The organism is Streptomyces sp. NPDC058637 (assembly GCF_042717325.1).
Classification (GTDB): Bacteria; Actinomycetota; Actinomycetes; order Streptomycetales; family Streptomycetaceae; genus Streptomyces.
On the sequence record NZ_JBHXRD010000010.1, the window covers coordinates 14,459 to 40,838 of the forward strand.

23 protein-coding genes, 2 tRNA genes, 4 pseudogenes and 1 riboswitch are annotated in these 26,380 nt (G+C 71.6%); of the genes and pseudogenes, 16 read left to right on the top strand and 13 right to left on the bottom strand.

Features of this window, described 5'->3' with window-relative positions; genetic code table 11:
• The first annotated feature begins 117 nt into the window (after nucleotides 1-117).
• The 3 genes from lhgO to ACFWVP_RS12155 all read left to right on the top strand — a co-directional run bounded on the left by lhgO (nucleotide 118) and on the right by ACFWVP_RS12155 (nucleotide 3,557).
• Entirely contained in the window at nucleotides 118-1,374 is a 1,257-nt protein-coding gene (gene lhgO / locus ACFWVP_RS12145) for an L-2-hydroxyglutarate oxidase (protein ID WP_384495897.1), read from the top strand.
• Complete coding sequence (gene trmB / locus ACFWVP_RS12150) at nucleotides 1,367-2,203, top strand: tRNA (guanosine(46)-N7)-methyltransferase TrmB (RefSeq protein WP_384495899.1); 837 nt, start codon at nucleotides 1,367-1,369, stop codon at nucleotides 2,201-2,203. The genes lhgO and trmB overlap by 8 nt, the downstream gene beginning before the upstream one ends.
• A gap of 331 nt (nucleotides 2,204-2,534) precedes the next feature.
• A complete protein-coding gene (locus ACFWVP_RS12155) occupies nucleotides 2,535-3,557 on the top strand; it encodes a hypothetical protein (protein WP_384495901.1) in 1,023 nt (340 codons plus the stop codon).
• Between the two features lie 109 nt (nucleotides 3,558-3,666).
• On the opposite strand, the pseudogene ACFWVP_RS12160 reads toward ACFWVP_RS12155, so the two are convergent.
• Nucleotides 3,667-4,206 (bottom strand): annotated as a pseudogene (locus ACFWVP_RS12160) (IS630 family transposase); the annotation flags it as partial.
• A gap of 231 nt (nucleotides 4,207-4,437) precedes the next feature.
• Between ACFWVP_RS12160 and ACFWVP_RS12165 the strand changes: the two are divergent.
• The 5 genes and pseudogenes from ACFWVP_RS12165 to ACFWVP_RS12185 all read left to right on the top strand — a co-directional run bounded on the left by ACFWVP_RS12165 (nucleotide 4,438) and on the right by ACFWVP_RS12185 (nucleotide 8,523).
• Nucleotides 4,438-4,779 (top strand): PadR family transcriptional regulator, encoded by a 342-nt coding sequence (locus ACFWVP_RS12165; protein ID WP_384495902.1) that lies wholly within the window; start codon nucleotides 4,438-4,440, stop codon nucleotides 4,777-4,779.
• Nucleotides 4,776-5,732 carry a hypothetical protein gene (locus tag ACFWVP_RS12170; protein ID WP_384495903.1) on the top strand — a complete coding sequence of 319 codons (957 nt, stop codon included), beginning with the start codon at nucleotides 4,776-4,778 and terminating at the stop codon, nucleotides 5,730-5,732. Before ACFWVP_RS12165 ends, ACFWVP_RS12170 begins: the two co-directional genes overlap by 4 nt.
• Nucleotides 5,733-5,827: 95 nt before the next feature.
• Nucleotides 5,828-6,748, top strand: coding sequence for a phosphatase PAP2 family protein (locus tag ACFWVP_RS12175; protein WP_384495905.1), 921 nt, complete (start codon nucleotides 5,828-5,830; stop codon nucleotides 6,746-6,748).
• Nucleotides 6,749-6,824: 76 nt separating this feature from the next.
• Nucleotides 6,825-6,929, top strand: a pseudogene (locus ACFWVP_RS12180) (transposase); the annotation flags it as partial.
• A gap of 124 nt (nucleotides 6,930-7,053) precedes the next feature.
• A complete protein-coding gene (locus tag ACFWVP_RS12185) occupies nucleotides 7,054-8,523 on the top strand; it encodes a PrsW family intramembrane metalloprotease (RefSeq protein WP_384495907.1) in 1,470 nt (489 codons plus the stop codon).
• A gap of 69 nt (nucleotides 8,524-8,592) precedes the next feature.
• Here ACFWVP_RS12185 and ACFWVP_RS12190 read toward each other — a convergent pair whose 3' ends face one another.
• The 5 genes from ACFWVP_RS12190 to ACFWVP_RS12210 all read right to left on the bottom strand — a co-directional run bounded on the left by ACFWVP_RS12190 (nucleotide 8,593) and on the right by ACFWVP_RS12210 (nucleotide 13,412).
• Entirely contained in the window at nucleotides 8,593-9,537 is a 945-nt protein-coding gene (locus ACFWVP_RS12190) for an aldo/keto reductase (RefSeq protein WP_384495908.1), read from the bottom strand.
• A gap of 216 nt (nucleotides 9,538-9,753) precedes the next feature.
• A complete protein-coding gene (locus tag ACFWVP_RS12195) occupies nucleotides 9,754-10,794 on the bottom strand; it encodes a M23 family metallopeptidase (RefSeq protein WP_384495910.1) in 1,041 nt (346 codons plus the stop codon).
• Nucleotides 10,795-10,805: 11 nt separating this feature from the next.
• A riboswitch (cyclic di-AMP (ydaO/yuaA leader) is annotated at nucleotides 10,806-10,958 on the bottom strand.
• A gap of 231 nt (nucleotides 10,959-11,189) precedes the next feature.
• The gene (locus tag ACFWVP_RS12200) at nucleotides 11,190-12,347 is read right to left on the bottom strand and encodes a PP2C family protein-serine/threonine phosphatase (protein ID WP_384495911.1); all 1,158 of its coding nucleotides are present in this window, start codon (nucleotides 12,345-12,347) and stop codon (nucleotides 11,190-11,192) included.
• A 137-nt stretch (nucleotides 12,348-12,484) separates the two neighbouring features.
• Nucleotides 12,485-13,231, bottom strand: a complete 747-nt coding sequence (locus ACFWVP_RS12205; RefSeq protein WP_384495913.1) for a MerR family transcriptional regulator — start codon at nucleotides 13,229-13,231, stop codon at nucleotides 12,485-12,487.
• A 107-nt stretch (nucleotides 13,232-13,338) separates the two neighbouring features.
• Nucleotides 13,339-13,412: transfer RNA gene (locus tag ACFWVP_RS12210), tRNA-Met, on the bottom strand.
• 215 nt (nucleotides 13,413-13,627) lie between these two features.
• Between ACFWVP_RS12210 and ACFWVP_RS12215 the strand changes: the two genes are divergently transcribed.
• The 4 genes from ACFWVP_RS12215 (at nucleotide 13,628) to ACFWVP_RS12230 (ending at nucleotide 16,344) form a co-directional block, all read left to right on the top strand.
• Nucleotides 13,628-13,951, top strand: a complete 324-nt coding sequence (locus ACFWVP_RS12215; protein ID WP_384495914.1) for a hypothetical protein — start codon at nucleotides 13,628-13,630, stop codon at nucleotides 13,949-13,951.
• Nucleotides 13,952-14,217: 266 nt separating this feature from the next.
• On the top strand, nucleotides 14,218-15,603 hold the full coding sequence (locus ACFWVP_RS12220) for an FAD-binding oxidoreductase (protein WP_384495916.1): 1,386 nt from the start codon (nucleotides 14,218-14,220) through the stop codon (nucleotides 15,601-15,603).
• A 205-nt stretch (nucleotides 15,604-15,808) separates the two neighbouring features.
• Complete coding sequence (locus ACFWVP_RS12225; RefSeq protein ID WP_384495918.1) at nucleotides 15,809-15,967, top strand: hypothetical protein; 159 nt, start codon at nucleotides 15,809-15,811, stop codon at nucleotides 15,965-15,967.
• Nucleotides 15,968-16,122: 155 nt separating this feature from the next.
• Nucleotides 16,123-16,344 (top strand): hypothetical protein, encoded by a 222-nt coding sequence (locus ACFWVP_RS12230; RefSeq protein ID WP_384495920.1) that lies wholly within the window; start codon nucleotides 16,123-16,125, stop codon nucleotides 16,342-16,344.
• Nucleotides 16,345-16,402: 58 nt separating this feature from the next.
• Here ACFWVP_RS12230 and ACFWVP_RS12235 read toward each other — a convergent pair whose 3' ends face one another.
• The 3 genes from ACFWVP_RS12235 to ACFWVP_RS12245 form a co-directional block, all read right to left on the bottom strand.
• Nucleotides 16,403-17,461, bottom strand: coding sequence for a hypothetical protein (locus ACFWVP_RS12235; RefSeq protein ID WP_384496199.1), 1,059 nt, complete (start codon nucleotides 17,459-17,461; stop codon nucleotides 16,403-16,405).
• Nucleotides 17,462-17,496: 35 nt separating this feature from the next.
• Nucleotides 17,497-18,090, bottom strand: a complete 594-nt coding sequence (locus tag ACFWVP_RS12240) for an ankyrin repeat domain-containing protein (RefSeq protein ID WP_384495922.1) — start codon at nucleotides 18,088-18,090, stop codon at nucleotides 17,497-17,499.
• Nucleotides 18,091-18,169: 79 nt separating this feature from the next.
• Nucleotides 18,170-18,721, bottom strand: coding sequence for a heme-binding protein (locus tag ACFWVP_RS12245; RefSeq protein WP_384495924.1), 552 nt, complete (start codon nucleotides 18,719-18,721; stop codon nucleotides 18,170-18,172).
• A 316-nt stretch (nucleotides 18,722-19,037) separates the two neighbouring features.
• Here ACFWVP_RS12245 and ACFWVP_RS12250 point away from each other — a divergent pair, with 316 nt between their 5' ends.
• From ACFWVP_RS12250 to ACFWVP_RS12265, 4 genes and pseudogenes are all read left to right on the top strand, one after another.
• Entirely contained in the window at nucleotides 19,038-20,357 is a 1,320-nt protein-coding gene (locus ACFWVP_RS12250) for a histidine kinase (RefSeq protein WP_384496201.1), read from the top strand.
• Nucleotides 20,354-20,983 (top strand): response regulator, encoded by a 630-nt coding sequence (locus ACFWVP_RS12255; protein WP_384495926.1) that lies wholly within the window; start codon nucleotides 20,354-20,356, stop codon nucleotides 20,981-20,983. Before ACFWVP_RS12250 ends, ACFWVP_RS12255 begins: the two co-directional genes overlap by 4 nt.
• A gap of 665 nt (nucleotides 20,984-21,648) precedes the next feature.
• Nucleotides 21,649-21,876: a hypothetical protein gene (locus ACFWVP_RS12260; RefSeq protein WP_384495928.1), complete on the top strand. Its 228-nt coding sequence runs from the start codon at nucleotides 21,649-21,651 to the stop codon at nucleotides 21,874-21,876.
• A 34-nt stretch (nucleotides 21,877-21,910) separates the two neighbouring features.
• A pseudogene (locus tag ACFWVP_RS12265) lies at nucleotides 21,911-22,108 on the top strand (adenylyl cyclase); the annotation flags it as partial.
• A gap of 353 nt (nucleotides 22,109-22,461) precedes the next feature.
• On the opposite strand, the gene ACFWVP_RS12270 reads toward ACFWVP_RS12265, so the two are convergent.
• From ACFWVP_RS12270 to ACFWVP_RS12285, 4 genes and pseudogenes are all read right to left on the bottom strand, one after another.
• A tRNA-Lys gene (locus ACFWVP_RS12270) sits at nucleotides 22,462-22,535 on the bottom strand.
• 91 nt (nucleotides 22,536-22,626) lie between these two features.
• Complete coding sequence (locus ACFWVP_RS12275) at nucleotides 22,627-24,129, bottom strand: amino acid permease (RefSeq protein ID WP_384495930.1); 1,503 nt, start codon at nucleotides 24,127-24,129, stop codon at nucleotides 22,627-22,629.
• 153 nt (nucleotides 24,130-24,282) lie between these two features.
• Nucleotides 24,283-25,875: an FG-GAP-like repeat-containing protein gene (locus ACFWVP_RS12280; RefSeq protein WP_384495931.1), complete on the bottom strand. Its 1,593-nt coding sequence runs from the start codon at nucleotides 25,873-25,875 to the stop codon at nucleotides 24,283-24,285.
• A 261-nt stretch (nucleotides 25,876-26,136) separates the two neighbouring features.
• Nucleotides 26,137-26,380 (bottom strand): annotated as a pseudogene (locus ACFWVP_RS12285) (RNA helicase); the annotation flags it as partial.

The following is a 26,380-nucleotide window of genomic DNA, read 5'->3' on the forward strand; positions in this document are numbered from 1 at the left end:
ACCGGATCATCCCGTTATGCCCGGTCCGGGCCCCCGGATCGGCGCCACGCCCCTGCCGCCCCTGGTTTGAGCCCGTTGTCAGTGGGTCAGTGCACTATCGGGGTGGGAGGTGGCGTGATGATGACGCACGCGGCGTACGACTGCGATGTGCTGGTGATCGGCGGCGGGATCGTCGGTCTGTCGACCGCGTACGCGCTCGCGCGCACCGCGCCCGGCACCCGGGTGACGGTGCTGGAGAAGGAGTGGGGCCCCGCGAGACACCAGACCGGGCGTAACAGCGGGGTGATCCACAGCGGTATCTACTACGCCCCGGGTTCACTCAAGGCGCGCTACGCGGTGCGGGGCGCCGCCGAGCTGGTCGACTTCTGCGCCGAGCACGGCATCGCGCACGCGGTGACGGGCAAGCTGATCGTGGCGACCGCCAGCGACGAGCTGCCGAGGCTGCACGGACTGGTCCAGCGGGGCCGTGAGCACGGCCTGCCGGTCCGGGAGCTCGGCCCCGCCCAGATCGCGGAGTACGAGCCGGAGGTGCGCGGGCTCGCGGCGATCCGGGTCGGGACGACCGGGGTGTGCGACTTCGCCGCGGTGGCCGCCCGGTTCGCCGCCGAGGTCGGCGCGTCCGGCGGACAGGTCCGGTACGGCGCGGAGGTCGTCGCCGTCGACCGGCGCCCCTGGGGCGTCGCCGTGCGGACGGCCGACGGCCAGGTTGTCCGGGCCCGGGTGCTGGTCAACTGCGCGGGGCTGCACAGCGACCGGATGGCCCGGCTCGCGGGCGACGAACCTGGTGTGCGGATCGTGCCGTTCCGCGGGGAGTACTACGAGCTGGCCAGGCCGGAGCTGGTGCGCGGGCTGGTCTATCCGGTGCCGGACCCGGCGTTCCCCTTCCTCGGGGTGCATCTGACCCGCGGTGTCGACGGCACGGTCCACGTCGGGCCGAACGCGGTGCCGGCCCTGGCCCGTGAGGGGTACGGCTGGCCGGTCGTGCGTCCGGGTGAGCTGGCCGCGACCCTGAGCTGGCCGGGCTCCTGGCGGATCGCCCGGCGGCACTGGCGGTACGGGGTCGGCGAGGTGCACAGATCCCTGTCGAAGCGTGCGTTCACCCGGGCCGTCCAGCGGCTCCTGCCCGAGGTGACGGAGGACGACCTGCGGCCGTCCCCGGCCGGGGTCAGGGCCCAGGCGGTGCTGCGCGACGGCACGCTGGTGGACGACTTCCTGATCCGGGAGGCCCCGCACACCGTGCACGTGCTGAACGCCCCGTCGCCCGCGGCCACCGCTTCGCTGCCCATCGGGAGGGAGGTGGCGCGGCGGGCTCTGCTGCGGGCTCGCGCGACGGGATGGAAGCCGCCCGCCGTAGAATCGGGTCATTGTGTCTGAGCCTGTGAACCCCACCCCAGAGACGCCCGGCGCCACCGCGGACGCGGACGCCGAGGCACTGCGCGCCGCCTCCTTCGAGCGGCAGCGCAGGCTGCGCCAGGAGCCCCGCTTCCCCGGCGGACCCGCCGCCGACCCGGCGGGCTCGCACCACGAGCGCCGGATCCGCAGCTTCCAGCCGCGCCGCAGCCGCGTGACCGTCGGCCAGGAGGACGCCCTCAAGCGGCTGTGGCCGAAGTGGGGCCTGGACATCGACGGCCTCCGCGTCCTCGACCTGCCGACGCTGTTCGACGGTCTCCCGGTGGTCCTGGAGATCGGTTTCGGCATGGGCGAGGCCACCGCGCAGATGGCCGCCGACGACCCGGGCACCGGAATCCTGGCCGTCGACGTGCACACCCCGGGCCAGGGCAACCTCCTCGGTCTCGCGGACCGGGCGGGCGTGACCAACGTCCGGGTCGCCAACGGTGACGCGATCATCCTGCTCCGCGAGATGCTGGAGCCGGCGGCGCTGGACGGGCTCCGGGTGTACTTCCCCGACCCCTGGCCGAAGAAGCGGCACCACAAGCGGCGACTGATCCAGCCGGAGTTCCTCGACCTGGTGGCGCGGCGGCTGAAGCCCGGCGCTGTCGTGCACTGCGCGACGGACTGGGAGCCGTACGCGGAGCAGATGCTGGAGGTGCTCACGGCGCACCCCCTGTTCGAGAACACCGCCGCCGACGGCGGCTACGCGCCCCGTCCGGCGTTCCGGCCGCTGACCCGCTTCGAGGGGCAGGGCCTGGACAAGGGCCATGTCGTGCACGACATCCTGTTCACCCGGACCGCGGACCGCTAGTGCCGCATCAGGCAACGTTCGCCCTGTTCACGACCTCGCGGAGGCGTTCGTCGGCGGCGTGCTTGTTTCCCCAGATGCTGGAGCGACGGATCATGCTGCCCTGCTCAAGTTGTCGAGCACGATCGCGATGCGGATCTCGGGCGGGTAGAGACTGCGCAGGTAACGGCAGACCTCCAGGAACCTTGTCCGTGGCTCTGTTCGCGAGATCGGACAGCATTTATTCACCGGATCGGGAGGCACCTGGCCAACTCTCCCGAACGGAATACTCACGGGTCCGGACAGCACGGGCACCTGTAAGCGTGACCGGTGGGGTGACCTGACGTCTCCATCCATGAGTCGAACTACGCCGCCCCGTCCGGTGAACGTCGAGGCGCTCTTCCCAAAGCTGGGCGCGTTGCGCGGTACGACGACCCGGTTGCACCCGCGGCCGGGGCATCCGGACGTGTCGGTCAGCTCGGTCGGCGGCCCTTTGCTGTGGCCGGCCGACGAACCCTGGCCGGTCTGCACCGAGCCGCACAAGCGCAGTAGCGGGTACCGCATCGCGGACATTCGGCGTGAGCGCCAGGTGCTCGCGGATGTCCGGGCCCGTGGTCGGCCCACCGACGAGGAACGGGTCCTTCTCGAGGAGCTCGGCCGCAGGCACCGCGAGCGGGAGATCGCCGACACCGATCCGATGCCGCTGATCGGCCTGGTCCAGCTGTACCGGCGGGACGTACCAGATCTCCCGCCCGGCCCGGACACATGTGACCTGCTCCAGGTCTTCTGGTGTCCGTTCGAGGCCCATGGTCCCAGCCGCTACGGCTTGGCCCCGCACGTGCGCTGGCGCCACTCCGACCAGGTCGCCGTGCCGCTGGACACTCCGCCGCCGCAGCCGGCGCTGGTCGGCTTCGACGGCGCGGTCGCCGAGCCATGCGTGCTGCACCCGGAACAGGTCGTCACCTACCCGTACGCCGACTCACTGCCGGCCAGGCTGTGGCGAAAGATCAACTCCTGGGAGGACGCGGAGGAGCGCAGAGCGGAACGACGCGGCCTGGACGACGAGCCGGTCACCTACCACCATGACCTGTCGATTCCCCAGGGCTGCCGCGTGGGTGGATTCCCCTCCTGGCACACGACCGACCCCCACCCGATGAACTGCGAAGCCTGCGCCGCCCCGATGATCCTGCTGTTGACCCTCGACAGCTGGGAGTGGAGCGGCGCCAACGGCAGCTGGATGCCCCAAGAGGAATGGGCCGCCGCCGAGCGCCTACGGGACCGCTGCCCCACGCAGCTCACGATCGGCCGAGACGGCCTGCTGAACATCTTCGCCTGCCCCACCGAGCCCGGACACCCGCACCGATGGAGCCTCCAATAGGCCGGACAGAACTTCTCGGACCGGGCGCTGTCACCTGCCGTGAACATCGGACAGGACACCGCGCAGGTGCCTCCCCAACCCGTGAACAACTGACTTCATAACTCGTGAACAAAGCCATGGTCCGCTTCTTCTTCGGTTTGATGTGACACCGTAGAGCCTGCCCTTGGCCAGGTCGTAGGCAGCGAACAGGTGCCGGACCCCGTGCGGGCGGGTGTAGGGCGCCCGCCGGCGGGGCCTCGGTTCCCGGGCGGGTCCTTGTGGCTGCCGCCGCGCTCGGTCCACTGCCGCCCGGGGTGGGGCTGGAAATTGAGCGGCCCGAACTCGTCGATGCAGAAGACGACTTCGGCTCGCCTTCCTCGGGTATGACCTCACCGTCGGCGATCGCGTAGAGGTGTTCGACCTGGGCCTTCTTGGCCGCGTGGTCGTGTGAGGTCTTCCAGGTCTTTATGCATTGAAATCAGACGCCTTCCTCGCGGAGCAGGGCCCGAAGGCCCTCGTGGCTGATGTCGTCGAACGCCCCCTCGGCTACCAGGAAGTCGGCCAGCCTGGCTGGACTCCAGGTCGAGAACGGCAAGCCGTGCTCGGCTGGCTTGGACTTGGCGATCTTCTTGATCTCCCGGCCGGTCCCGGCGAACAGGGTCTGGTCCATGGAAGATTCAACAGAGGCGGGACGGGTCCGGCGGACACGGTGGGAAGCACATTCCGCTCGGCCCGGACCAGGTCGCGGTGAGCATCCGCCAACGCCGCGCGGGTGCGTCGAGGAGATCGCCGTCGCGCCCGCCGGCCGGGAGAGGGTGACGCTCGCCGCGGGCGTGGAGGTGCTGCCGTTGATCACCCAGGGCTGGCAGATATACTTCGTAGCTCGATATATGCTCGATGCATGCGCAGACAGAATCCTCCCTTGACGGAACCGCAGTACTTCATCCTTGCTGCACTCATGGATGGTCCGTTGCACGGTTACGGCATCATCAAGGCTGCCGAGCAGGCCACCGACGGGCGGCTCCGGATCGCTGTCGGCACTCTCTACGGCGCGCTGGAGCGGATGGAGCGGGCCGGGCTGGTGGCCGCCGGCCATGAGGAGATCGTGGACGGGCGGGCGCGGCGCTACTACCGGCTCACCGAGGACGGCACCGAGGCGCTCGGCCGGGATGCGCTGCGGATGCAGCAGGCGGCGGCCGTCGTCATCGGACACTCGCGGGATGCCGGAGCGGCCCCGGCATGAACCGTCTGCTGCTTGCGGCCTATCCCGAGCCCTACCGTTCCCGGCATGGAGAGGAGGTGCTGGCCTGCCTGTCCGAGGCGTACACCGGCCGCTCCTGGCCCCCGCCGCGGGAAGTTGCCGCCCTGGTGCGCGCCGGGGTGCAGGCCCGCGCCCGTGCCGTCGTCGACGACACGGCCCGGCCGTGGTGGCTGGACGGCATCCATCTGGCCGCCCTGGCCCTCGCCGCGCTAGCGCTGGTTCCGTACTTGCAGGATGTGTGGCACTGGGCACTGCACATCGACCCCGGACAGCACGCCATCGCCTTCCACTTCTCCGGCTGGTACCCGTGGGCCGAAGGTCCCACGCGGATACGGCTGCTGCCCTACGGGCTGCTCCCGCTGGGCTGCCTGATCGCCCTGCTGCGCGGCAGAGCGTGGATCGCGCTGCCGGCCGCGGCAGCCATGATCTGGGCCGGCGCCACGTCCCACGGCCGCATCCTCTTCGGCGACGAGGGCAAGGCGGGCCTGAGCTACTACGGTCTTGGCGCCCCGATAACGGCCCGTGATCTGGTGCTCTCGGGGACGCTGTGCGCCGCGTGCGCCGTGCTGGCGCTCTGCCGTCCCAGCCGTCTGCGACGCCGCTCACACCGCTGGCTGGTCCCTGTCGTGCTCGCCATGTTCGTGGCCGGGGGCCTGCACATCATCTCCGTCAGTCCGACCTTCCAGCGCGGTCTGTTCGCCCTCGAAGTCGCCGCGCTGATCGCCGCGTGGGCGGCGACGGCCGCCACCGGCGACCGCCGGTGGCTGATCCCCGTCGCGGCGGTCGCGATCGTCCGCACGCAGGCGATCGTCGTCCGTCCGGACGCGTTCATGCAGTCCTTTCCGGACCTGGTCGTCCTCATCCTGCTGATCGCACCCCTCCCCGCCCTGGCGATCGCCGCCCAGCGCCGACAGGGGCAGGCACTCGCCGAATAGGAGCGGACCCCCCGGTGGGCCGACCGAGCCCGGAGGCCCACGTCGTGCCGCAACACGTGCGTGACCGAACTCCCCCCAACGGAAGAAACAGAGCGATGGCTCAGCACGATTCTCCGTCCCTGCCCGCGCACCGTCCGGGGGCCTCAAGGCAGGCCCCCGAGGCCCCCGACGACACCAGCCCGTCGTGTACGACGCGGCCGTGGATGCCGGCCCTGCTGTACACCCTGGGGTTCCTGACGGTCTACCTGCTCGCCATCTGCACCCCGTGGGGGCAACGAGCTGAGAACCCGTGGTTCTACCTCGGCATACAGGGTGGCGAAGCAGCATGGATCTACCCCCTGTCAGGATCGGTCTACGGCTCGACGCCCCTGCCGCCGCTGGAACTGAGCGCCGAGCCCACCGTGATGGCGGGCCTGGCCGTCATCGTGCTCCTCACCCTGGTGCGACGGTGCTGGCGACAGGGGTTCGCGGCGCTGGGGGTCGCCATTCTCGCGATCGGAGCCAAGGAGGTGTTCAAATCGACCGTGCCCCGCCCCGATCTGGTGGGCGCGCCCGAGAATCTCCTTGATCAGGGTTTTCCCAGCGGGCACACGGTCATCCCCGCCGCGCTGACCCTCGCCGCCGTCCTCGTGGTTTCCCCCCGCATCCGCCCCTACGTCGCCACGGCCGGTGTGCTGTGGCTCGCCTGCATCGCCGCCGCCACCGCGACCATGGGCGGCCACCGGCCCAGCGAAGTGCTGGGAGCCACCTTGCTCGCCTGTGCCTGTTACGGCCTCGCAACCTGGCTGCTGCCGCCGGCCGCCGCGCCAGGCGCCACGCGGAGCCCTCGTGCGCTGCATGTCATCGCCCTGGTGCTGGCACTGATCGTCGCCCTCGTTTCCGGCGCACGGCCCGACACCCTCACAAGGTCACTGGTCTCCGCGGCGACGGCCTTCATATGTGCGGCCCTGGTCTGGTACGCCACAGTCGGGCGGCCCGCACGCACCGCACGCCGCACACGTCCCGCACTGGACTGACCACCCGGCCGGCTCCGGGCGGGAACCGGTTGCATCCTGGCAGAGCGGCTGTCCGACGCCACCGCCCAGTCGTACCCACAAAGAGCAGGGCAGCATGATCCGCCGCTACATCATCTGGCGAAACCGCCATGCCGACGACCGGCACCTGCGCGCCGTCGTCGACAGGGCGGACGTTGCCTGATGCGGCACTAGCCGCGTCGCAGGGCGCGTCCCGCGAGGCGGCGACCGGCGTTGATCAGCCACCGCCGGGTGCCCGGATCCTCGCACCGTGGCCAGCTGTCGGTCCCCCTGGTTAGGGTCATGAGGTGTCCGAGAGGTCCGTGCAGCAGCAGCCGGTCGTCCCGGTTCTCGAGGAGCAGCGGCTCGACGAGTTCCCGGGCGCCGTTCCCGGGCGTGGCCAGTGGCGTTACCGGCCCCGCCGTGTCGGCATGGTCTGGCGCAGCAAGGCGTTCCGCGCGGGGGCGGTGATCGCCGTGCTCGCCCTCTGCGGTCTGGTGATCGTGTCCCTGGTGCGCGACCAGACGGGCACGGAGGGTTTTCTCGTCGGCCTGGGCCTGGCCGTGCTGCCCGTGCCGATGCTGATGGCGGCGTTCCGCTGGCTCGACCGGGTCGAGCCGGGCCCGTGGCGGAATCTGCTCTTCGCCTTCGCCTGGGGCGCGTGTGCCGCGGCTCTGGTGGCGATCATCGCCAACTCCTTCGCGACCCGCTGGATAGCCACGGCCACGGCCGACCCGGCGAGTGCCGACACCCTGGGGGCCACGGTCATCGCCCCCGTCGTCGAGGAGACCGCCAAGGCCGTCGCCGTGCTGCTGATCTTCCTGTTCCGCAGACGGGAGTTCGGCGGTGTCGTCGACGGCATCGTGGTCGCCGGGTTCACCGCGACGGGCTTCGCCTTCACCGAGAACATCCTCTATCTGGGCAACGCCTTCGGTGAGGACCAGCAGTTGGGGACCACGGGCCTCGCCTCGGTGACGGCCGGGACGTTCTTCGTACGGGTGGTGATGTCCCCGTTCGCGCACCCGTTGTTCACGGTGCTCACCGGCATCGGTTTCGGTATCGCCGCGCTCGGCGGACAGCGCCACCGGGTGCGCCGGATCGTGCTGCCGCTGCTCGGGCTCGTCCTCGCCATGGGGATGCACGCCCTGTGGAACGGCTCTTCGGCCTTCGGACCGTACGGCTTCTACGCGGTGTACGGGGCGTTCATGGTGCCCTCCTTCGGCCTGGTCACCTGGCTGGCCGTCTGGTCGCGCCAGCGGGAGCTGCGTACGCTCTCCGCCGAGCTCCCCGTCTACGCGTCGGCCGGCTGGCTGACTCCGGCCGAGCCGCTCGCACTGGCCTCCATGCGGGCGCGGGGCCTGGCCCGCGACATGGCCAGGCACTGGAACAGCCACCCGGACCGGGCCCGGGGCAGGGCCGCGGCCCGCGCGGTCGCGGAGTACGAGTCGTTCGCGACCTCATTGGCCGTGCTGCGTCACCGGGCCCGCCGCGACGGGGCGGGCCGGGACTTCGCCGTACGGGAGCAGGAGCTGCTGCACCACCTGTGGCAGCGCCGGGACATCGCCGGCCCGGCACTGACGTACGCGGCCCACGCGACGGGCCGCCTCCGCGCGCACCGTGTGCCGCCGCCCCCGTTCCCCCGGCAGGTCGCCCACGGCGCGCCGTATCCGCGGCAGCGGGTGCCGGCGCCGCACCGGCACTACGGCGGCTACAACCCGTATCTCCAGCCTGGTACGCGGCAGCCGGGCACCGGCGACGGGCCCGTACCGCCCGGTTGACGGCCGGGCGGTCGTCGACCGCGGGGCCGGGGAACCGCCGGTGCCCTCGGCAGCCACGCGCGGCGGCTGTCAGGCGGACGCCTCCGTCAGCTCCGCCAGCTGCTGCCCGGTCAGCCGCAGGTCGGCCACCGCCACGAGCGCGGGCAGCTGCTCGACCGTACGGGCGGAGGCGATCGGCGCGGCGACGGTCGGCCGGGCGGCCAGCCAGGCCAGTGCGACCGTGGCGATCTCCGCGTCGTGCTCCTGCGCGACCTTGTCCAGCGCCGCGAGCACCTTGCGTCCGCGCTCCGATTCCAGGTGCTGTCCCGCGCTTCCCGCCCGTGCGCTGTCGACCTCCGTGCCGGGCCGGTACTTCCCGGTGAGGAAGCCGGAGGCGAGCGCGAAGTAGGGGACGGCGGCGAGCCCGGCCTCGGCGGCCGTGTCGAGGAGCGCGCCCTCGTAGGTGCCGCGCGACACGAGGTTGTAGTGGGGCTGCAGCGCGACGTACCGGGCCAGGCCCTCACGCTCGGAGAAGTCCAGGGAGGCCCGGAGCCGCTCGGGGCTGATGTTGGAGGCGGCGATCTCCCGCACCGTTCCCGCCTTCACCAGCTGGTCGAGGGCGGTGATGATCTCCTCGACGGGGACGGTCTCGTCGTCGAAGTGCGTGTAGTAGAGGTCGATGTGGTCGGTGCCGAGCCGGCGCAGCGACGCCTCGGCCGCGCCCTTGATCGTGGCCGCGGACAGTCCCTTGTACGCGGGGTGGGCGCCGACCTTGGTGGCGACGACGACGTCGTCGCGGTTGGCCCGGGCGGCCAGCCACCTGCCGAGGATCGTCTCCGACTCACCGCCCTCGTTGCCCGGGACCCAGGCGGAGTAGGAGTCGGCGGTGTCGACGAAGTTGCCGCCCGCCGCGGTGTACGCGTCGAGGACGGCGAAGGACCGGTCCTCGTCCGCCGTCCAGCCGAAGACGTTGCCGCCGAGGGCGAGCGGGAATACCTGGAGGCTCGAGGAACCGAGCGGGCGCAGAGTCGTCATGACCGGCACCAACCGGTCAGCCGAGGCAACTATTCCGCGGACGCCACGTCGTGCCGGGACGGGCGCCACCTCATGCCGGTCCCGCGGCACCCTCGGGCCCCCGACGCGGACCGGCAGCCCTGACGTCGGGGGGTGTGCGTCAGGGCTGCCGGGGTTCGGGTGCGCCGCACGGACGCGCCACGTACGAGGACCGGATCCGTCGTACGGGTGCGGGGCTCAGACCGTCAGGCCCTTGCCGCGCAGCCAGCTCATCGGGTCGACGGCCGAACCGCCCGCGGTGTGGACCTCCAGGTGGAGGTGGGGACCGGTCGAGTTCCCGGTGGAGCCCACACGGCCGATGGTCTCGCCCGTGCTGACCTTCTGGCCGGCGGTGACGTCCATCGAGGACTGGTGGGAGTACGAGACCTCGGTGCCGTCGTCGAGCACCAGGACCGTGTGGTAGCCGTACGAGCCCGACCAGCCGGCCGACTTCACCGTGCCGCTGTGCACGGCCTTGACCGGCGTACCGGTCGGAGCCGCGAAGTCCAGGCCCGTGTGGTAGCCGGAGGACCACATCGAACCGGCCTGGCCGTAGGCCGTGGTGATCGTGTACGAGGACGTCGGGACGGCGTAGCTGGCGGCGAGCTTGGCGAGGCGCTCGGCCTCCGCCTTCTTCTTCGCCGCCTCTTCCGCCGCCTTCTTCTCGGCTGCGGCGTCGGCCTCGGCCTTGCTCTGCTGCTTCGCGGCCTGGGCCGCGGCCTGCTCGGCGGCGGCCTTCTCCTCCGCGGCCTTCGCCTCGGCGGCGGCGCCGGCCTGCTGCTGCTCGGCCTGCTGGAGGATGCGGGCGCGCAGCGCCTCACCGGCGTCGGTGGCGCCCTGCTCCGCCTCGGCGGCCGTGATCCCGGCGGTGGTGAGCGGGGAGGCGTCGGTGGCCGGCCCGGTGCCCGCGTCGGAGTCGTCCGACATGAAAGCGCTCATACCGGGAAGGGACTTGGCGTCGGGGAGATTGTCCGCGATGGAATCGGGAAGGGAGATGGAGACCGGCGGCTTGCTCTGCGCCGTGGCCATGCCACCCGCACCGACGGCCGCGATGACGCCGACGCCGAGGACGGTGGAGCTACGGGCGAGACCACGCTGCTTGGCTACGCGGTGCCTGCCTCGCACGGGACGGATGGACTCCTCGGTGGGATTCCATTCCTCCCAAGTCCTCTCCTCGCCACCGACGGTGTCGGACCTGAAGGGTGACGGGGCCTCGGGGGCAGGCTGATTGGACGCCACGTGGGCGCACTCCTTTCCTTCCTTATCGCCTACCGGGTTAGCTGACGGGTTCGGAGCAGGAAGGTCTCCTACGGGCTCCTTCGTCTCTCACGAGACACAGGTGCCCGATTCACCCCATGTAGGTGGTTCCCCGGTTCCCTTGCGGAATTCGGCGCTCGCGCACGGTGCCGCCTCTTGCGACGACTGGGACCGCGCTGCGTTATCGAACGTTAATAGACTCGGGGGCCCGATTCCAAGCTGTTCCTACTGATCATTCGTCACTCCGGCCTGGACTTCAGTGCAGAAAACGGCCCTAAACGGACGAGTTGGGTATTCCTGTTTCGGCCATCCGTTTCTGACGGTGTGTCAAATGTTATGCGGAGTGACACGCTTCGACTACGGACGGTCGCTACAGGTCATCCATCGGCCCGCCCCACGATCTTCACCGTCGTCCGCCGCTCCGGCTGCCCCCGCGCCGGCCGGCCGACGGCGAGCAGCGCCAGGTCGTCGGTCGAGTGGCCGCCGGTGTGCAGGCGTACGTCGTCGGTGAGCGCGGAGAGCAGTTCGTCGGGCCCGGGGAAGATCCGGCCGCGCAGCCGCGCGGCCGGGTCGTAGAAGGCCCCGTCCGCGTCCCGCGCCTCCGAGAGGCCGTCCGTGAACGCCAGGAGCGTCGACCCGGCCGGCAGCTCCCACTCGTCCGAGCGGTCCGGCCACGCCCCCAGGTCCATCCCGATGGGCAGCGCGGGCACGGTCGGCGCCAGCACCTCGAGCGCCCCGTCCGCGTGCAGCAGGATCGGCTCGGGATGACCGCGGTTGACGATCCGCACCGTGCCGGAACCTGCCGGGATCTCGGCGAGCACAGCGGTGACGAACCCCTCCATGGAGTCGAGCCCGCCCCGACGGCTCCCTTCCCGCGCCAGTGCCCGCTCCAGCCGCTGCGCGACACCCTCCAGGGACAGCTCCTGCTCGGCCGCCTCGCGGAAGGCCCCGATCATCACGGCCACCGCCTCCACCGCGTCCAGCCCCTTGCCCCGGACGTCGCCGACGACCAGCCGCACCCCGTACGGGGTGTCCGCGACGGCGTACAGGTCGCCGCCGACGAACTCGTCCGCCTGCGCCGCCTCGTACCGCGCAGCGACCAGCAGCCCGCCGATCCGGTCGTCCGGGGTGGGCAGCACCGCGCGCATCGCGGTCTCCGCGATGACCCGGGCCGAGGCGAGCTGCTCGTTGCTGCGCCGTACGACGCCGTTGATGGCCAGGGCGAGCACGGAGACCGTGATCACCGTGAGCAGATCGGTGATCGGCACGACGTCGGTGATCACACCGGCCGAGAGCCGGATCACGAGAACGGCGAGGACCGCGGCCACACCGGTACGGACCGTGCTGGCCAGCGAGAAGAACGGTGCGGCGATCAGCGGGGCCGCCGCGAAGAGCGGAACGGCGGTCACGGCGGACGGAGTCACCAGGTCGAAGACGATCCCGCCCGCGATCATCAGAGCCGGCAGCGCACGCACGAACCGCCGGGCACCGATACCCCCACCGGCTCCGGCCCGTCGGCTGTCCCACTTCCCCACCTGTGCACCCCTGCCCGGTCCGCCCACGGCTGCGGACGGTACCGCGATCCACCCGGACCGCGCGGAGCCGCGCCGTGCGGCGGCTCGTCATCGGCCGAAGGGAGGAGCGCGCCGGCGCACCGTCCGTCCCCCGGAGGTCAGCTGGAGAGCCGGTGCTGCGCGTAGATCGTCAGTGCATCCCGTACGAAGACGGCGGTGCCGTCTCCGTACCGATCGTAGTTCTTCCCGAAGCGCGGATCGGCGACATACATCTCGGCGAGGCCGGTTACGTACGACCGGGTGACCGTCGTGGTGCCCGAGAGCCACGCGCAGTGGCGCCGCGCGATGTCCTGTGCCTCCTCGCCGCCCGCGTCCAGACCGGCCTCCCTGGCAGCCCCGAAGTCCCGCGCGATCGCCTCGTGCACGCCCTGGAAATCGGCGCGCTCCCCGGCGCTCAGCCCGCGCCACCACCGGTCGCCCTTCTCGTAGGCGTCCCGGCCCCAGCGCTCGGTGACCTCCTGCTCGTACGCCGTGTGGTCGAAGCCGTCGAACACTTCCTGGGCCATGAGTCCCTCTCCCTTCCCGGTCCTGTGGAGAGTGGTCCGCACCGACGCGATCTGCCGCCCGATGCGCTCCTGCTCCCGCTCCAGCAGGCGCAGATGGGTCCGCAACGCCGCGGACGTGTCCCGCTGCCCCTCCAGTACGTCCTTGATGGCGGGCAGCGACAGCCCCAGTTCCCGCAGCAGCAGGATGCGCTGCAGCCGGACGAGGGCGTCCTGGCCGTAGTAGCGGTAGCCGTTGGCGCCCGTACGGCTCGGCACGAGGAGACCGAGATCTCCGTAGTGCCTGAGCGTTCGGCTCGTCGTACCGGCTTGCCTGGCGATTTCCTGGATGGACCACTCCATGCCGGAAACGCTAGATGTTTACGCTGCGTCAAGGTCAAGCGGTGGCGGGTCGCGGGCATACGACTGAGGCCCGGATCCTTGGAAGGATCCGGGCCTCTGTCTTTCAGTAGCGGGGACAGGATTTGAACCTGCGACCTCTGGGTTATGAGCCCAGCGAGCTACCGAGCTGCTCCACCCCGCGTCGTTGTGATTGCAACTCTACGGCATCACGGAGGCCGCCTCGACCAATTACCGCCGAGGGCACTCCCGCACCCGTTGCGGACCGGCATCCACCCCATGGATCGAAGCCATCAACACCGCGCATGGAAGGGACAGTTGCCATGGGTGGTGCTTTACCCAAAGATGTTGCCGCATCCCCCCGATCTTGCATGAAGCCTGTCTGGAGGGCCCTCGAAGATGACCACACCGCTCAGACCCACCCCCGCCCCGCCCGCGCAGTCGCCGGTACGCGCCTCCCTCGTCAGTGGCCTCTTCGGCGGGCTGGTGGGGGCGGTGATCAGCGGCGTCATCAACTACCTGGCCGTCGGGATGCCGGACAGCACCTCGGTCAACGCGCTGAACCACGGCCTGTCCGGCCTGTTCAGCGGTTTCATGGCCGGGTTCGTCGGGCTGATGATCCACCTGCGCAGGACGCGGTCGGACGCCTCGTCGGCCACGGCGGCACCCGAGGCCCCCGCTCCCGCGGAGAACACCGGGCCCGAGGCCGCGCAGAAGGCCTGACCGCGGCCCGCCCCGGGCCCGCCCCGGTCGCGGCAGTCGCCGCGCGGGCGGCCCCACCCCGGGGCACCCTTCCCGTCCCGCCCACCGCATCTCTTGCGAGGCTCCCGGAGCGGCGGGACGCTTGGAGTACCCAGCCCTTCGGTGTCCGGTCCCGTCTGCGGCACCCACCGGTGCCGGTCATCGGCGCAAGCAACCGTTCCACCCGACGCCATGGGGGCAGAGGAGTCCGGGCGCGCTGCGGCACGCGCTTCGGCAAGGAGACCGTCATGGACGGCACCACACTCGAAACGATGCGGACCGAGCTGCGGGGCCCGGTCATCGGCCCCCAGGACCCGGAGTACGCACAGGCCCGCACGATCTACAACGCCATGATCGACAAGAGGCCTGCCGCCGTGGTCCGCTGCCACGACACCGCGGACGTCATGGCCGCCGTGGACTTCGTCCGTGAGCACGGCCTGGAGGCCGCGGTCATGGGCGGGGGGCACAGCGGGCCCGGCCTCTGCCTCGCCGACGACGCCGTGACGATCGACCTCTCGCCGATGCGCGGCGTACGCGTCGACCCGGCCACCCAGACCGCCCAGGTCGACGGGGGTGCGAAGCTGGGCGACCTCGACCACGCCTCCCACGCCTTCGGTCTCGCCACCCCGGCGGGAATCATGTCCACGACCGGCGTCGGCGGTCTCACGCTCGGCGGCGGGCACGGCTACCTCACCCGCAAGTACGGCCTCACCATCGACAACCTGGTGTCCGCGGACGTGGTGCTGGCCGACGGCGGTTTCGTCACGACGAACGCGAGCGAGAACGCCGACCTGTTCTGGGCGCTGCGCGGCGGCGGCGGCAACTTCGGCGTCGTCACCTCCTTCGACTTCGAGCTGCACCCCGTGGACACCGTCGGTGCCGGCATCACCGTGTGGCCGCTGGACCTCTTCCAGGACGTACTGCGCTGGTACCGCGACTTCCTGCCGCAGGCTCCGGACGACCTGTACGGCTTCTTCGCCTCGATGACCGTGCCGCCCGCCCCGCCGTTCCCCGAGGAGCTCCACGGCCGCAAGGTGTGCGGCGTCGTCTGGTCCTCGACGGCCGGCCCGGAGGCCCTGGGCGACACCCTCGCCGCGGTGGCCGAACCGGGTCCGCCCGCCTTCCACTTCACGGCACCGATGCCCTACCCGGCCCTGCAGACCATGTTCGACGAGCTGATCCCCACCGGGCTGCAGTGGTACTGGCGCGGCGCGTTCTTCGACCGGGTCACCGACGAGGCCGTCGACGTGCACGCCTCGTACGCGGAGAACCTCCCCAGCGATCTGTCGACCATGCACCTGTACCCGGTCGACGGCGCGGCGGGCCGCGTCGGGCCGGACGACACCGCCTGGGCGTACCGTGACGCCGTCTGGTCCGGAGTCATCGCGGGCATCGACCCCGACCCGGCGAACGCGCAGGCGCTCCGGCGGTGGGCCGTGAGTTACCGGGACGCGCTGCAGCCCTACTCGATGGGCGGCGCGTACGTGAACTTCATCGGCGCCGAGGAGTCCCAGGAGCGGGTCAGGGCCACCTACCGGGGCCATTACGACCGGCTCGCGGAGATCAAGCGGACCTACGACCCGCACAACCTCTTCCACGCAAACCAGAACATCGAGCCCGCCCCGCCGCACTGACCGTGGCGCCGGGCGCCGCAATACCGGGGGAAAGCTGTGCTCCGAGGGTTACAGTCTGCATGCACCGCAATGATCCGGACGCCCCCGGAGCGGTGCGGCACCGGTAGCGGCACCTCGTCGCCGTACCGGTCGGGACCCAGTCCGGCTCTTCGCGCCGACGACTCGGTCACGGGCTCTCACCGCACACCTACGTACAGGACACTCCATGACCGACATGCCCGCACGCACGACGCACCGGCACTCCGACAGCTCGGCCGCTGCCGCGTCCGCGGACACGGGTGCGGCGGCACCGCTCCCGACTCCGCAGTACGCCGGGCTGTTCATCGAGCCCGACCTGCCGCCGCTGACCGACGAACCCGAGTGACGGCCGGGCCGGCCGCCCGTGGCGTCCGGCCCGGAGGTGATCGGCCCGTGGTGAAGCGGCACGTCGTGATCGGCACCTCGTGACCCGGCCCGTGGTGATCGGCACGTCGTGACCCCGCGTCGTGACCCTCCCGGTCGCACGGTCGTTGGGGGACCATGCGCATCCGTATCGGCGTGGTCGTCCTCGCAGTGGTCCTGCTGATCGCCGCGTTCCTCTCGAGCATCCCGTCGGAGGCCGAGACCGAAGCGGCCTGCCGGAGGGCCCTCGACAACACGTCGACCGCCACCGTCCGGCCGGACATCTGCATGGACGTGTCCGCGGAGACCTACCGCACCTTCCTCCTGATGTACGCGCTCCGGGCGGAAGGTCTCGACTAGGCCTCGCGTTCCGGGATCCCGGGCCGGGGATCCGGGGAGCCCCGCCGCGGGGACCGCTTCAGAGGACCGCGATCCCCAGGGGGCGTACGCCCGCGGGCAGCCGTCGGGTCCCGCCGCTGTCCAGGTCGACGACGGTGACGCCGTCCCACGAGCCTTCCCGGGTGAAGCCTCCGCCGACGTAGGCGGTGCCGCCGTCCTCGGACACGGCGACGTCCTCGTGGGGGCCGTCGAGGGGCACGACACGCTCCTGTCCCCCGGGGCCGCGGATCGTCAGCGACGGGCCCTCGCCGGAACCGTCGACGGGGCCCGTGCCGACGACGAGCAGGGTGCCGTCGGGGGTGAGCGCGACGCCGTGCTGGTGGGTGTCGGCGGTCATCGGCTCCACGTCGACCCCGCCGTCGCTCGGATCGAGGACGGCCAGCTTCTCGCCCTCGAAGGGCAGCAGGAGCTTCCCGTCGGCACGCACGACCGCGTAGTGCGGCTTCAGCCAGGAGCCGAGACCGCCCTCGGTGCCGTAGGGGGCGACCTCCAGGCGGCGCGGGGTGAGGGTGTCGGCGCGTACGGCCGTCACGTCGTAGGAGTCGTGGCCGGTGGCGTAGACCTCGCCGCCGTCACGGGCCACGTCCACGTCGAAGGGGCGGCGGCCCACGGGGACGGTGTCCGTGACCGTACGGGTCGCCGTGTCGAGGACCTCCAACGTCCCGTTCGCGCCGGGGACGTTGACGCCGACGTACACCCGGGTGCCGTCCGGCGCCAGGGCGATGCCCATGCCGCCGCCCCGGTACTCGCCCGTCGTGACGGGTCCGGTCCTCGTGACGTACGGAATCCTGCCGAGGCTCTCGCGCGACGCGGTGTCCACGACGGCCACGCCCTCGGCGGTCGCGACCCAGGCCCGGCCGTCGGCGCCGACGACGAGTCCGTACGGGGCCGTGCCCACCTTCACCGAGTCGAAGGGCCCGGTCCGGGGGTCGACGAACGTGACGGTGTCGCTCCCGAAGTCGGCGATGAGGAGGGTTCCGTCCGGGGTGCGCGCGGGGGCGGAGGGCGCGGCACCGTCCGTCCGGGGTGTGGCCGGAGCGGGATCGGCCGGCCCGGCGACGGAGCATCCGGCGATCAGCAGGGCACCGGCGAACGCCCCGAGCGCGCGGGCCTTCACGCGGCCCTCAGCAGCGCCGCGATCACGTCGAAGCCTCGGCGTTCGGCATGACGCAGGGCCGTGACACCGTCGGCGTCCGGAAGACCGGGGCGGGCGCCGGCCGCGAGCAGCAGCTCGACGACCTCCTGGTGCGGGCGGCCCCCGTCACCGAGGATCACGGCCTCCAACAGGGCCGTCCAGCCGAGGTCGTTGACGTGGTCGACAGCCATGCCGGTGTCCGCCAGCACGGCCCGTACGTAGGCGACGTGACCGCGCTCGCACGCCGGGATCAGCGCGGTCCCGCCGAACCGGTTGCGCAGCGTCAGGTCCGGTCCCGCCGGCAGCAGGACACGCATCATGGCGACGTCACCGGTCACGCCGGTGACCAGCCACGCGCTGTCCTGGCGTGCGTCCTGCGCGTCGGGGTCCGCCCCGGCCGCCACCAGGACCCGGGCGGTCTCCACGTGGCCGCCGAGCGAGGCGAGGAGCAGCGGGGAGCGCAGTTCCTCGTCGCGGGTGTCCACCGGGGCGCCCGCGTCCAGCGCGATGCGTACCCCGGCGGCGTCGCCCCTGCGTGCGGCGTCCAGAAGTCGCCGATTGCGGTGGTGCATCGCGTTCCTCCACTGCGTGCGTAAGGGAAATGCGGCGGAACCCGTACGGGGGCGGGTTCCGCCGGGCACAGGGGGTTCCCTACTTGGTGAGCGAGGCGACGCCGGCCTGCGCGAACTTCTCGTCGAGGTCGCCGCTCGGCGCACCGGCCACGCCGATGCCGGCGATCGGGGCGCCCTTCGCCTGGATCGGGGCACCGCCGCCGAGGAAGAGGGTGCCGGGGATGTCCTTCAGGTTCGGGGTCTGCTCCAGGCGCTCGACCAGGTCGGAGGTGGTCGCGTTCCAGGAGACGGCGGTGTACGCCTTCTTCACCGCGGACTCGGGCGACTGCGGGCCCGCACCGTCGCCGCGGAGCGTGACGACGGTGTTGCCGTTGCGGTCGACGACGGCAACCGAGACCCGCTGGTTCTCCTTCTTCGCGGCGTCCAGGGCCGCCTGCGCGGCCTCGGTGGCGGCCTCGACCGTCAGGTGGGTCGACTGCGTGACGTTCTTCCCCGCCGTACCGGCCTTGGCCGCGGGGGCCACGGCCGGGTCGGCCGCGTTGGCGGTCACGGCGCCGACGGTGCCGGCCACCAGCGTGGCGGCGACAGCGGTACCGGTCAGGACACGGGTGCGCAAGGACAGCTTCTTCATGGTGGCTCCTCGGATGGACACGAACGGCTCGGGAGGTCTGCGTTCCCGCTCCCGCATCCATCCTGGGTCCGGGTCCGGCCCTTCCCTGTCGGCCCACAGGCTCGCTCCGGCATCCCCGACGGATGACACGGGGGTCAGCCGATCGGTCGATGCGGATGGCCCACCTCCGGATAGCCTTGCTCAGGCGGAACGGCGTCAGGCCCGACGGCTTCAGGCGGATCGGCTGGCCGGCGAGGAGTGTGCGGTGCGAGGGAACACCCGGTCGGCCATCGGCACCGAGGCGGCGGACGCCGACGCCCGCAGGCTCGCGACCGTGATGCACGTGGCGTTCTTCGTGCTCCTGTGTTCGTCGCTGACCCGCTTCCTGATCCGTCACCCCAGTGCGACCGGCACCCCCTGGGTCATCGCCCTCGCCGTCGCCCTGGCCCTGCTGTACGTCCTCGGTCCGGTGCTCGGCCCCAAGGAGGACCCGGCCCCCGGGAGCCCCACGGCCGCGAACAGGCTGTGGCTGGCAGCCGTCATCGGGACCTGGCTCACCCTCGTGGTCCTCGCTCCCAGTTTCGGCTGGTGTGCCGTGCCGCTCTTCTACACCGCTCTGCGTTCGCTGCGGACCTGGTCCGCGATCCTCCTCGTCGCCCTGATCACGGTCTTCGTGGTGGCCGCTCAGGTGCAACTGCGCCTGCGGTTCGGCTTCGACCCGAACCTGTTGTTCGCGCCCCCGGCCGTCGCCGCCGTCGCCACCGCCGTCTTCCTCCACTCCCAGCGCCAGACCGTCCGGCTGCGGGCCGTCATCACCGACCTCGTCCGCACCCGCCGTGAGCTGGCCGCCACGGAGCGCCGCGAGGGCGCCCTCGCGGAACGCCAGCGGCTCTCCATGGAGATCCACGACACCCTCGCCCAGGGCCTGTCCAGCCAGCAGATGCTGTTCCAGGCCGCGGACCGGCTGTGGGCCACCGACCCGGAGACGGCCCGCCGCCACGTCCGTTCCGCGGCGTCCATCGCCGAGCACAACCTCGCCGAGGCCCGGCGCTTCGTCCACGACCTCACCCCCGCCGACCTGGCCGGGGGCGGCAGCCTCGGCGACGCGCTGCGCGCCCTGTCCGAACGCGAGACGACCGACACCCTCCGGATCCGCTTCCACCAGGACAGCGACCCCTCCGGCCCGCTCCCCGACCGGATCCAGTCCGCGCTGCTGCGGATCGCGCAGGGCGCCCTGGCGAACGTACGCGAGCACGCGGACGCCACCACCGCGGCCCTCACCCTCACCCACCTCGACGACCAGGTGGTCCTGGACATCGCCGACGACGGCCGCGGCTTCGTCCCCACCGAACGGACCGGAGACGGCGTGCGGGCCCCGGACGGGGTGCGGACCCGGGACGGCGTGCGGGCCCCGGACGGGGTGCGGACCCGGGACGGCGTGCGGGCCCCGGACGGCGTGCGGACCCGGGACGGCGTGCGGGCCCCGGACGGCGTGCGGACCCGGGACGGCGTGCGGGCCCCGGACGGCGTGCGCGGCCATGGTCTGCCCGCCATACGCGCCCGCGTACGCCAGCTCGGCGGCACCCTCACCATCGAGTCGGCCCCGGGCGAGGGCACCGTACTCACCGCCGCGATCCCACTGGAGCCCGTGCCATGACCACGCCCGTACGCATCCTGCTCTGCGACGACCACACCGTCGTACGCGCCGGACTCCTCGCCCTGCTCGGCAGCGAGCCGGACATCGAGGTCGTCGGAGAGGCGGGCAGCGGCGAGGAAGCGATCGCCCTCACCGCCCGGCTGCGACCGGACGTCGTCCTGATGGACCTTCAGCTCGGCCCCGGCATCGACGGGGTGGAGGCGACCCGCCGGATCGCCGGCCCGGACGTGCACGTCCTGGTCCTCACCACCTACGACACGGACGCGGACATCACCCGGGCCATCGAGGCGGGCGCCACCGGCTACCTCCTCAAGGCGGAACGCCCCGAGGAGCTCTTCGCCGCGATCCACGCCGCGGCCCAGGGCCGCACGACGCTCTCCCCACCGGTCGCCAGCCGCGTCATGGACCGCATGCGCGGAGCCGCCGGTCCCACCCTCACCGACCGCGAACGCGACATCCTGGGCCAGCTCGCACGCGGCCTCGGCAACCGGGAGATCGCCCGCGCGCTCTTCATCAGCGAGGCGACCGTGAAGACCCACCTGGGCCGCATCTACGCCAAGCTCGGCGTGGACACCCGCTCGGGCGCCGTGGCCGTGGCCAAGGAACGACGGCTGCTGTCCTGGTGAAAGGCCGGGTGAGGGCGGCCGGGCCGGGGCTCTGCCCCTGGGGCGCCTCATCGACCGGGGTCTGGAGAATTGCGGGCTCCAGCAGGCCCGGCCCGGCTCCGGACCGCGCTACAGCAGCACGCGCTCCCTTCCGAACTGCCGATTGCCGAGAGTCCGGAGCGGCCGGCGGCCGGCGGCCGGCGGCCGGCGGCTAGGAACCCATCGCGCTCCGCCAATGGGACAGATGACCTCGATGGGTGCTGACCTGCGCCTCCCGGAGCCGCGATGTGCGTCTCGCCGGAGCCGTCGTCGGAAGGGAGCCTCCACCGCGGTCGGACAGGCCCCGTCCCCCGCGCCGCTCGCCCTCGGCCCGTTCCGAGGCTCTGCCGTAGATCGCGGCCGACCGGGGTGCCCGGGCGCAGCAGGTTCGGGCGGGCGGCCAGAAGCCCAGAGCGTGTGGACGTCGAGGTCGAAGAAGCCGTGGCGCGGGGCGAGGCCGCGCACCAGGTGCCGCATGAGCTTGTCGCCCCTCTACCGGACCGCAGCGTTTCCACCACCCGCTCCCCGGGGAGACGGTTGTCCGCGTGGACGAGGGCCACGGGCACCTCGTCGTCCGCCGATACGTTCCCGTACTGCAACTCGTCCGACCCTGCTCGCCATTGCGGCGAGGCGATTCAAGGAGCCTCATGTCCATTCCCGTCAGCGCTGAGCTTCGTCCCTACTCGGGCTCGGACCCGGACCGGCACAAGGCCGTGATCTCGATCGGCATCGAGCCCGGCCAGCCGGTGTACGGCGATCTGAGTGCGGCCGACCGGCAGGCCCTGTTGGAGGCCGCGATAGCGGGTATCCGCGCTGCCCTGCCCGGACTTCAGGTCCCGGCGTCGATCACGGCGCAGGACGTCGCCACCGCCTGATCACCGGTGCCCCCGCACAGCTGGTGCGGGGGCACAGATCGAGGGCCCCGACGAGGCATCGGTCCGCCAGGCAGCCGCCCTGCTCGACCTCGACTACTCCGAAGCACGTTTCGGCAGCGTCGATGAGATCTACAAGAGCGAGTCCGGCAGGGACATCCTGGCCGAACCCACTCTCCTCTTCGCCGACGCTGACAAGCAGGCTTCGGCCAGGGCAGTTGTCCCGAGCGAGTGATCTTGAGGACCGAGCCGTGTTCATAGAACTGGCCGTGACACCTCGGGTCATACCGGCATCGCCGAGTTCGCGCGCGGCGGTCTGCCCGCCGCAGCAGACAGTGACGACGGCAATACGTGGACGGACGGCCCGACTGCCGGCTCTACTGCGGCCGGCGGTGAACCCGTGTTCTATGTGGATCGGCCCCGTGGGTGTGGCCGGCGCCCAGGTCCCCGCAGAACCGCGCCAGTAGCACCCGCAGTCGGGCCGTCCGCTCACGCAAGAGCCCCGCAACGACGAAGCGCCCCGACCGGCCGAAGCCGGTCGAGGCGCTAAGCAGCAGGTCAGAAGGGGTACCCCTGCCCTGCACCAGGTAGGCCGTGTGGGACTCGAACCCACAACCAACGGATTAAAAGTCCGCTGCTCTGACCAATTGAGCTAACGGCCCCTGCTGGATCACCCCACGAAGCATAGCCCTCCCCGGCCCGGCAGCCGATCGGGTATCGGGTGCCGGGCCCTGTCGTGCCGGGGGCGCCAAGTCAGTCCGGGGTTTCGGCCGGGCTCGTGCGCTTGTGATCCGGGGTGGCCGGCTTCAGGAACCAGTGGCGGGCGGATGCCAGCCACCAGGTCGCCGCGAAGCCCAGCACCACCAGGACGGCCAGGGGGGCGTAGTTGAAGGTTTCCCAGGTGACGGGGGATACCTGGGGCAGCATGAACAGCACCGTGATCACCATGACCCAGGCCACCGCCACGATGCCGATCGGGCGGGACCAGCGGCCCAGGTGCCAGGGGCCCGGGGTGAAGTCGTCGCCGCGCAGCAGGCGGAGCAGGGTGGGGATGACGTAGGCGATGTAGAGGCCGATGACCGCGATGGAGGTCACAGCCGCGTACGCGGTGACGTTGATGAGGTAGGGGAGGCCGAGGGCCAGGGCGCCGAGCGCGGCCAGCCAGACCGCCGCGACGGGGGTCCTGGTGCGCGGGCTGACCGTGTGCCAGAGGCGGGAGAAGGGCAGGGCCCCGTCGCGCGAGAAGGCGTAGATCATGCGGCTGTTGGCGGTGACCGAGGCCATGCCGCAGAACAGCTGGGCCCCGATGACGACGAGCAGCAGGAGCTTGCCCGTGGTGGCTCCGAGCGCGTCCAGCAGGATCTGGGCGGGCGGCGCGCCGGTCGGGGAGGCCAGGGCGCCGTCGTACGACTGGATGGCGAAGGTGAAGCCGAGCAGCAGCACGAAGCCGGCGATCCAGGAGGTCCAGATGGACTGCACGATGCCGCGCGGGCCCGCGACGGCCGCGTCGTGGGTCTCCTCGGTCATGTGGGCCGAGGCGTCGTAGCCGGTGAAGGTGTACTGGGCCATCAGCAGGCCGATCATCACGACGTAGAAGCTGCTGTCCCAGCCGGTGTTGTTGACGAACTCGGTGAAGACGAACGACGCCGACCGGTGCGAGTCCGGCACGAAGGTGAGCGCGCCGACGATGACGGCGACACCGACGACGTGCCACCAGACGCTCACGTTGTTGAGGACCGCGACGATGCCGACACCGAAGGTGTTCAGCAGCCCGTGCAGGATCAGGATCGCGGCGAAGAGCAGGATCGTACGGCCGGGGGTGACCTCGAAGCCGAACTGGAGGTTCAGGTACGCCCCGAGGAAGGACGCCGCCCCGAAGTCGATCCCGGCGGTGACGGCGACCTGGCCGAGCACGTTGAACCAGCCGGCGAACCACGCCCACGCGGCCGCCGAGCGCGGCGGGGCGAGGCGGTGGGCCCAGAAGTACAGGCCGGCGGACGTCGGGTACGCCGAACAGATCTCCGCCATCGCCAGGCCGACGAACAGCGTCATCAGCCCGACGCCGACCCAGCCCCAGGTGATGAGGACGGGGCCGCCGGTGTTCATACCGAACAGGTACAGCGTCAGACAGCCGGAGAGCACCGAGATGATCGTGAACGAGACCGCGTAGTTGGAGAAGGCCGACATGCGGCGGGCGAGCACCTGGGTGTAGCCCAGCTCGGCCAGTCGCTCCTCGTCGGAGGTGGGTGAACCCATGCGCGGCGCGGGTGATTCTTTTGTCATGCCCCCAGCGATTCCCCTACTGGGGGCATGACATGCGCCATCGGGCCGGCCGGTACGGCGGCCGTCCACGGCTACCGGTGATCAATGAACTCCCGTACAGAGAACCGCCGTTCGGAATCTCCCGGGTCAGCTGATCCGGACGTAGTTCTTCCAGCTCGTCGACGCCAGCTTCCTCGGCGCCTTGAATCCGCCGTTGTGGTCGGCGTTGTGGAGGTACACGGCCCCGGCGGGCGTACGGGCCAGGATGTCCTGGCGTCCGTCGTGGTCCATGTCACCGCTCGCCACGATGGCGTCGAACTGGTTCCAGCCGCCGCTGATCCTCGTACGGACGGGGTACGCCCGCCTCGGGTCGCCGCGGTACATCCACAGCACGCCCGCCTTGTCCCGGGCGACCAGGTCCGAGCGGCCGTCGCCGGTGAGGTCGCCGCGGCCCGTCAGCACCGTGTACTGGTTCCAGCCGCTGCTGATCCGGGTGCGCGCGGCGAGCTTGCCGTCGCTCGTGCCGCGGAAGAGCCACAGCACGCCCGCCTTGTCCCGGCCGACGACGTCGTTGCGCCCGTCGCCGGAGAAGTCACGCACGGCGGCCAGCAGGTTGTAACCGTTCCAGCCGGTGCCCAGCTTCACCCGGCGCTCGAAGTCGGCGGGCTCCATCTCGGTGCTGGGGATCCGGTAGAGGGTGCCGCCCGACGTACGCGCCAGCAGATCACCGAAGCCGTCGCCGTTCATGTCCCCGGCCTGGAGGAACGACTCGTACCCGTAGCCGTCGAACGAGCCCACGCTGTCGGGGGTGCACGCGAGCTTGCGGTTGACCAGCGTCGTGCAGAAGTCGATCAGGCCGTTCTTCTGGCCGCCCAGCACACTGCCGCCGGAGCGGTAGTCGCTGTCGGTGTCCCTGGTCCACTCGTCGATGAGCTGCCGGTAGGAGGCGATACGGGTGTAGAGCCGCACCCCGCCCCGGACACAGCCGGTCGTGCCGGTCGCCGATACGGCGATGAGCTTGCCGCCCGCCACCAGCGCACCGCCCGCGTCACCGAAGCACTGGTCCGCCTCGGCCACCGTGGGGGCGCCGGGGGCGGGCACCGTGCACAGCGTCCCGGTCGGCAGGAAGCGGCCCAGCAGCGAGGCGCACTGCGCCGTGGATTTCACCGTGACCCGCTCGCTGTGGCGTACGCGCGGCGCGTCGTCGACGTCGAGCCCGGCCCAGGAGTGGAAGACGGCCGTCGCCCCGGGCGCCCAGAGCTTCGCGTCGGACGCCGAGGCCAGAGCGGGCTTCCCGCTGCCGGACGGGGTCCGGCGGGTGGTGACCGTGAGGGCCGCGCGGCGGGTCGACGCGTCGTACCGCGGATGGCTGCGGTACAGCGTGTAGTTGCCACCGCTGCTGAGCCCGCCCGTCTTCAGGTCGTACTCCCAGGTGAAGTCCGGCTCGTCCATGCCTGTGACGCAGTCCGGGGTGGCGAGCGTCTTCGTCAGGGACAGCACGATTCCGGTGCAGGCCCGGTGGACTCCGCTCGCGGTGTCGTCGAAGTACAGCGGGATGACCCAGGACGGTACGGACGGCGTCGCCGCCCGGGCGGCCGGAGCCCCGCCCGCCGGCGCGGGTACGGGGGCGGCGGCCACCGCCGGTGCCGGCACCGCCTGCGCGCCGGGGATCACACCCACGGTGGCGGCGAGAACGGCCAAAGACGTCAGAGCGGTACGGCCGCGCGTGAAGCGAGCCACGAGAGTCCCTCCCCAGGATCCGAGAAGCCGGGGGAGACCGCGGCGCACCGCGCCGCCGACTCGAGAACGAGTGGACCAGCCCCCCTGGCCGTACCCCCGGTGCCTGCAGCGGATCCTACCGTCGGCCTCACCCGCCCCGGTAGGCACTTTCGAACCCGTTCAAGCCAGGTCCGGGAGCGGAAAGGCGGAAGGGCCCGCACGCCACCGATTCGGTGTCGTACGGGCCCTTCCGGTCGTTCCAGGAGGCCTGTTCAGCCTCGGTCAGCCGTTGCGCTTCCAGCGCGGCTTGTCGTCACGGCGGCCGAAGGTGCCGGTGCCGGTACCCGTGCCGGTGCCACCGCGGTGGGTGGTCGGACGGTCGCCGCCACCGGTGCGGAAGCCGCCCGCGGGACGCTCGTCACGACGACCGGTCGGACGGTCGCTGCCACCGGAGCGGAAGCCGCCGGAGGGGCGCTCGTCACGACGGTCACGGTTGAACGCGGGACGGTCGTTGTCACGACGCTCG

Coding starts and splice junctions, on each gene's coding strand:
- ACFWVP_RS12175 (WP_384495905.1), top strand. CDS start 5,828: ATGGCTCAGCACGATTCTCCGTCCCTGCCCGCGCACCGTCCGGGGGCC.
- ACFWVP_RS12165 (WP_384495902.1), top strand. CDS start 4,438: ATGCGCAGACAGAATCCTCCCTTGACGGAACCGCAGTACTTCATCCTT.
- lhgO (WP_384495897.1), top strand. CDS start 118: ATGATGACGCACGCGGCGTACGACTGCGATGTGCTGGTGATCGGCGGC.
- ACFWVP_RS12225 (WP_384495918.1), top strand. CDS start 15,809: ATGACCGACATGCCCGCACGCACGACGCACCGGCACTCCGACAGCTCG.
- ACFWVP_RS12190 (WP_384495908.1), bottom strand. CDS start 9,537: ATGACGACTCTGCGCCCGCTCGGTTCCTCGAGCCTCCAGGTATTCCCG.
- ACFWVP_RS12230 (WP_384495920.1), top strand. CDS start 16,123: ATGCGCATCCGTATCGGCGTGGTCGTCCTCGCAGTGGTCCTGCTGATC.
- ACFWVP_RS12170 (WP_384495903.1), top strand. CDS start 4,776: ATGAACCGTCTGCTGCTTGCGGCCTATCCCGAGCCCTACCGTTCCCGG.
- ACFWVP_RS12205 (WP_384495913.1), bottom strand. CDS start 13,231: ATGGAGTGGTCCATCCAGGAAATCGCCAGGCAAGCCGGTACGACGAGC.
- ACFWVP_RS12250 (WP_384496201.1), top strand. CDS start 19,038: ATGCACGTGGCGTTCTTCGTGCTCCTGTGTTCGTCGCTGACCCGCTTC.
- ACFWVP_RS12255 (WP_384495926.1), top strand. CDS start 20,354: ATGACCACGCCCGTACGCATCCTGCTCTGCGACGACCACACCGTCGTA.
- ACFWVP_RS12215 (WP_384495914.1), top strand. CDS start 13,628: ATGACCACACCGCTCAGACCCACCCCCGCCCCGCCCGCGCAGTCGCCG.
- ACFWVP_RS12245 (WP_384495924.1), bottom strand. CDS start 18,721: ATGAAGAAGCTGTCCTTGCGCACCCGTGTCCTGACCGGTACCGCTGTC.
- ACFWVP_RS12240 (WP_384495922.1), bottom strand. CDS start 18,090: ATGCACCACCGCAATCGGCGACTTCTGGACGCCGCACGCAGGGGCGAC.
- ACFWVP_RS12260 (WP_384495928.1), top strand. CDS start 21,649: ATGTCCATTCCCGTCAGCGCTGAGCTTCGTCCCTACTCGGGCTCGGAC.
- ACFWVP_RS12155 (WP_384495901.1), top strand. CDS start 2,535: ATGAGTCGAACTACGCCGCCCCGTCCGGTGAACGTCGAGGCGCTCTTC.
- ACFWVP_RS12220 (WP_384495916.1), top strand. CDS start 14,218: ATGGACGGCACCACACTCGAAACGATGCGGACCGAGCTGCGGGGCCCG.
- ACFWVP_RS12275 (WP_384495930.1), bottom strand. CDS start 24,129: ATGGGTTCACCCACCTCCGACGAGGAGCGACTGGCCGAGCTGGGCTAC.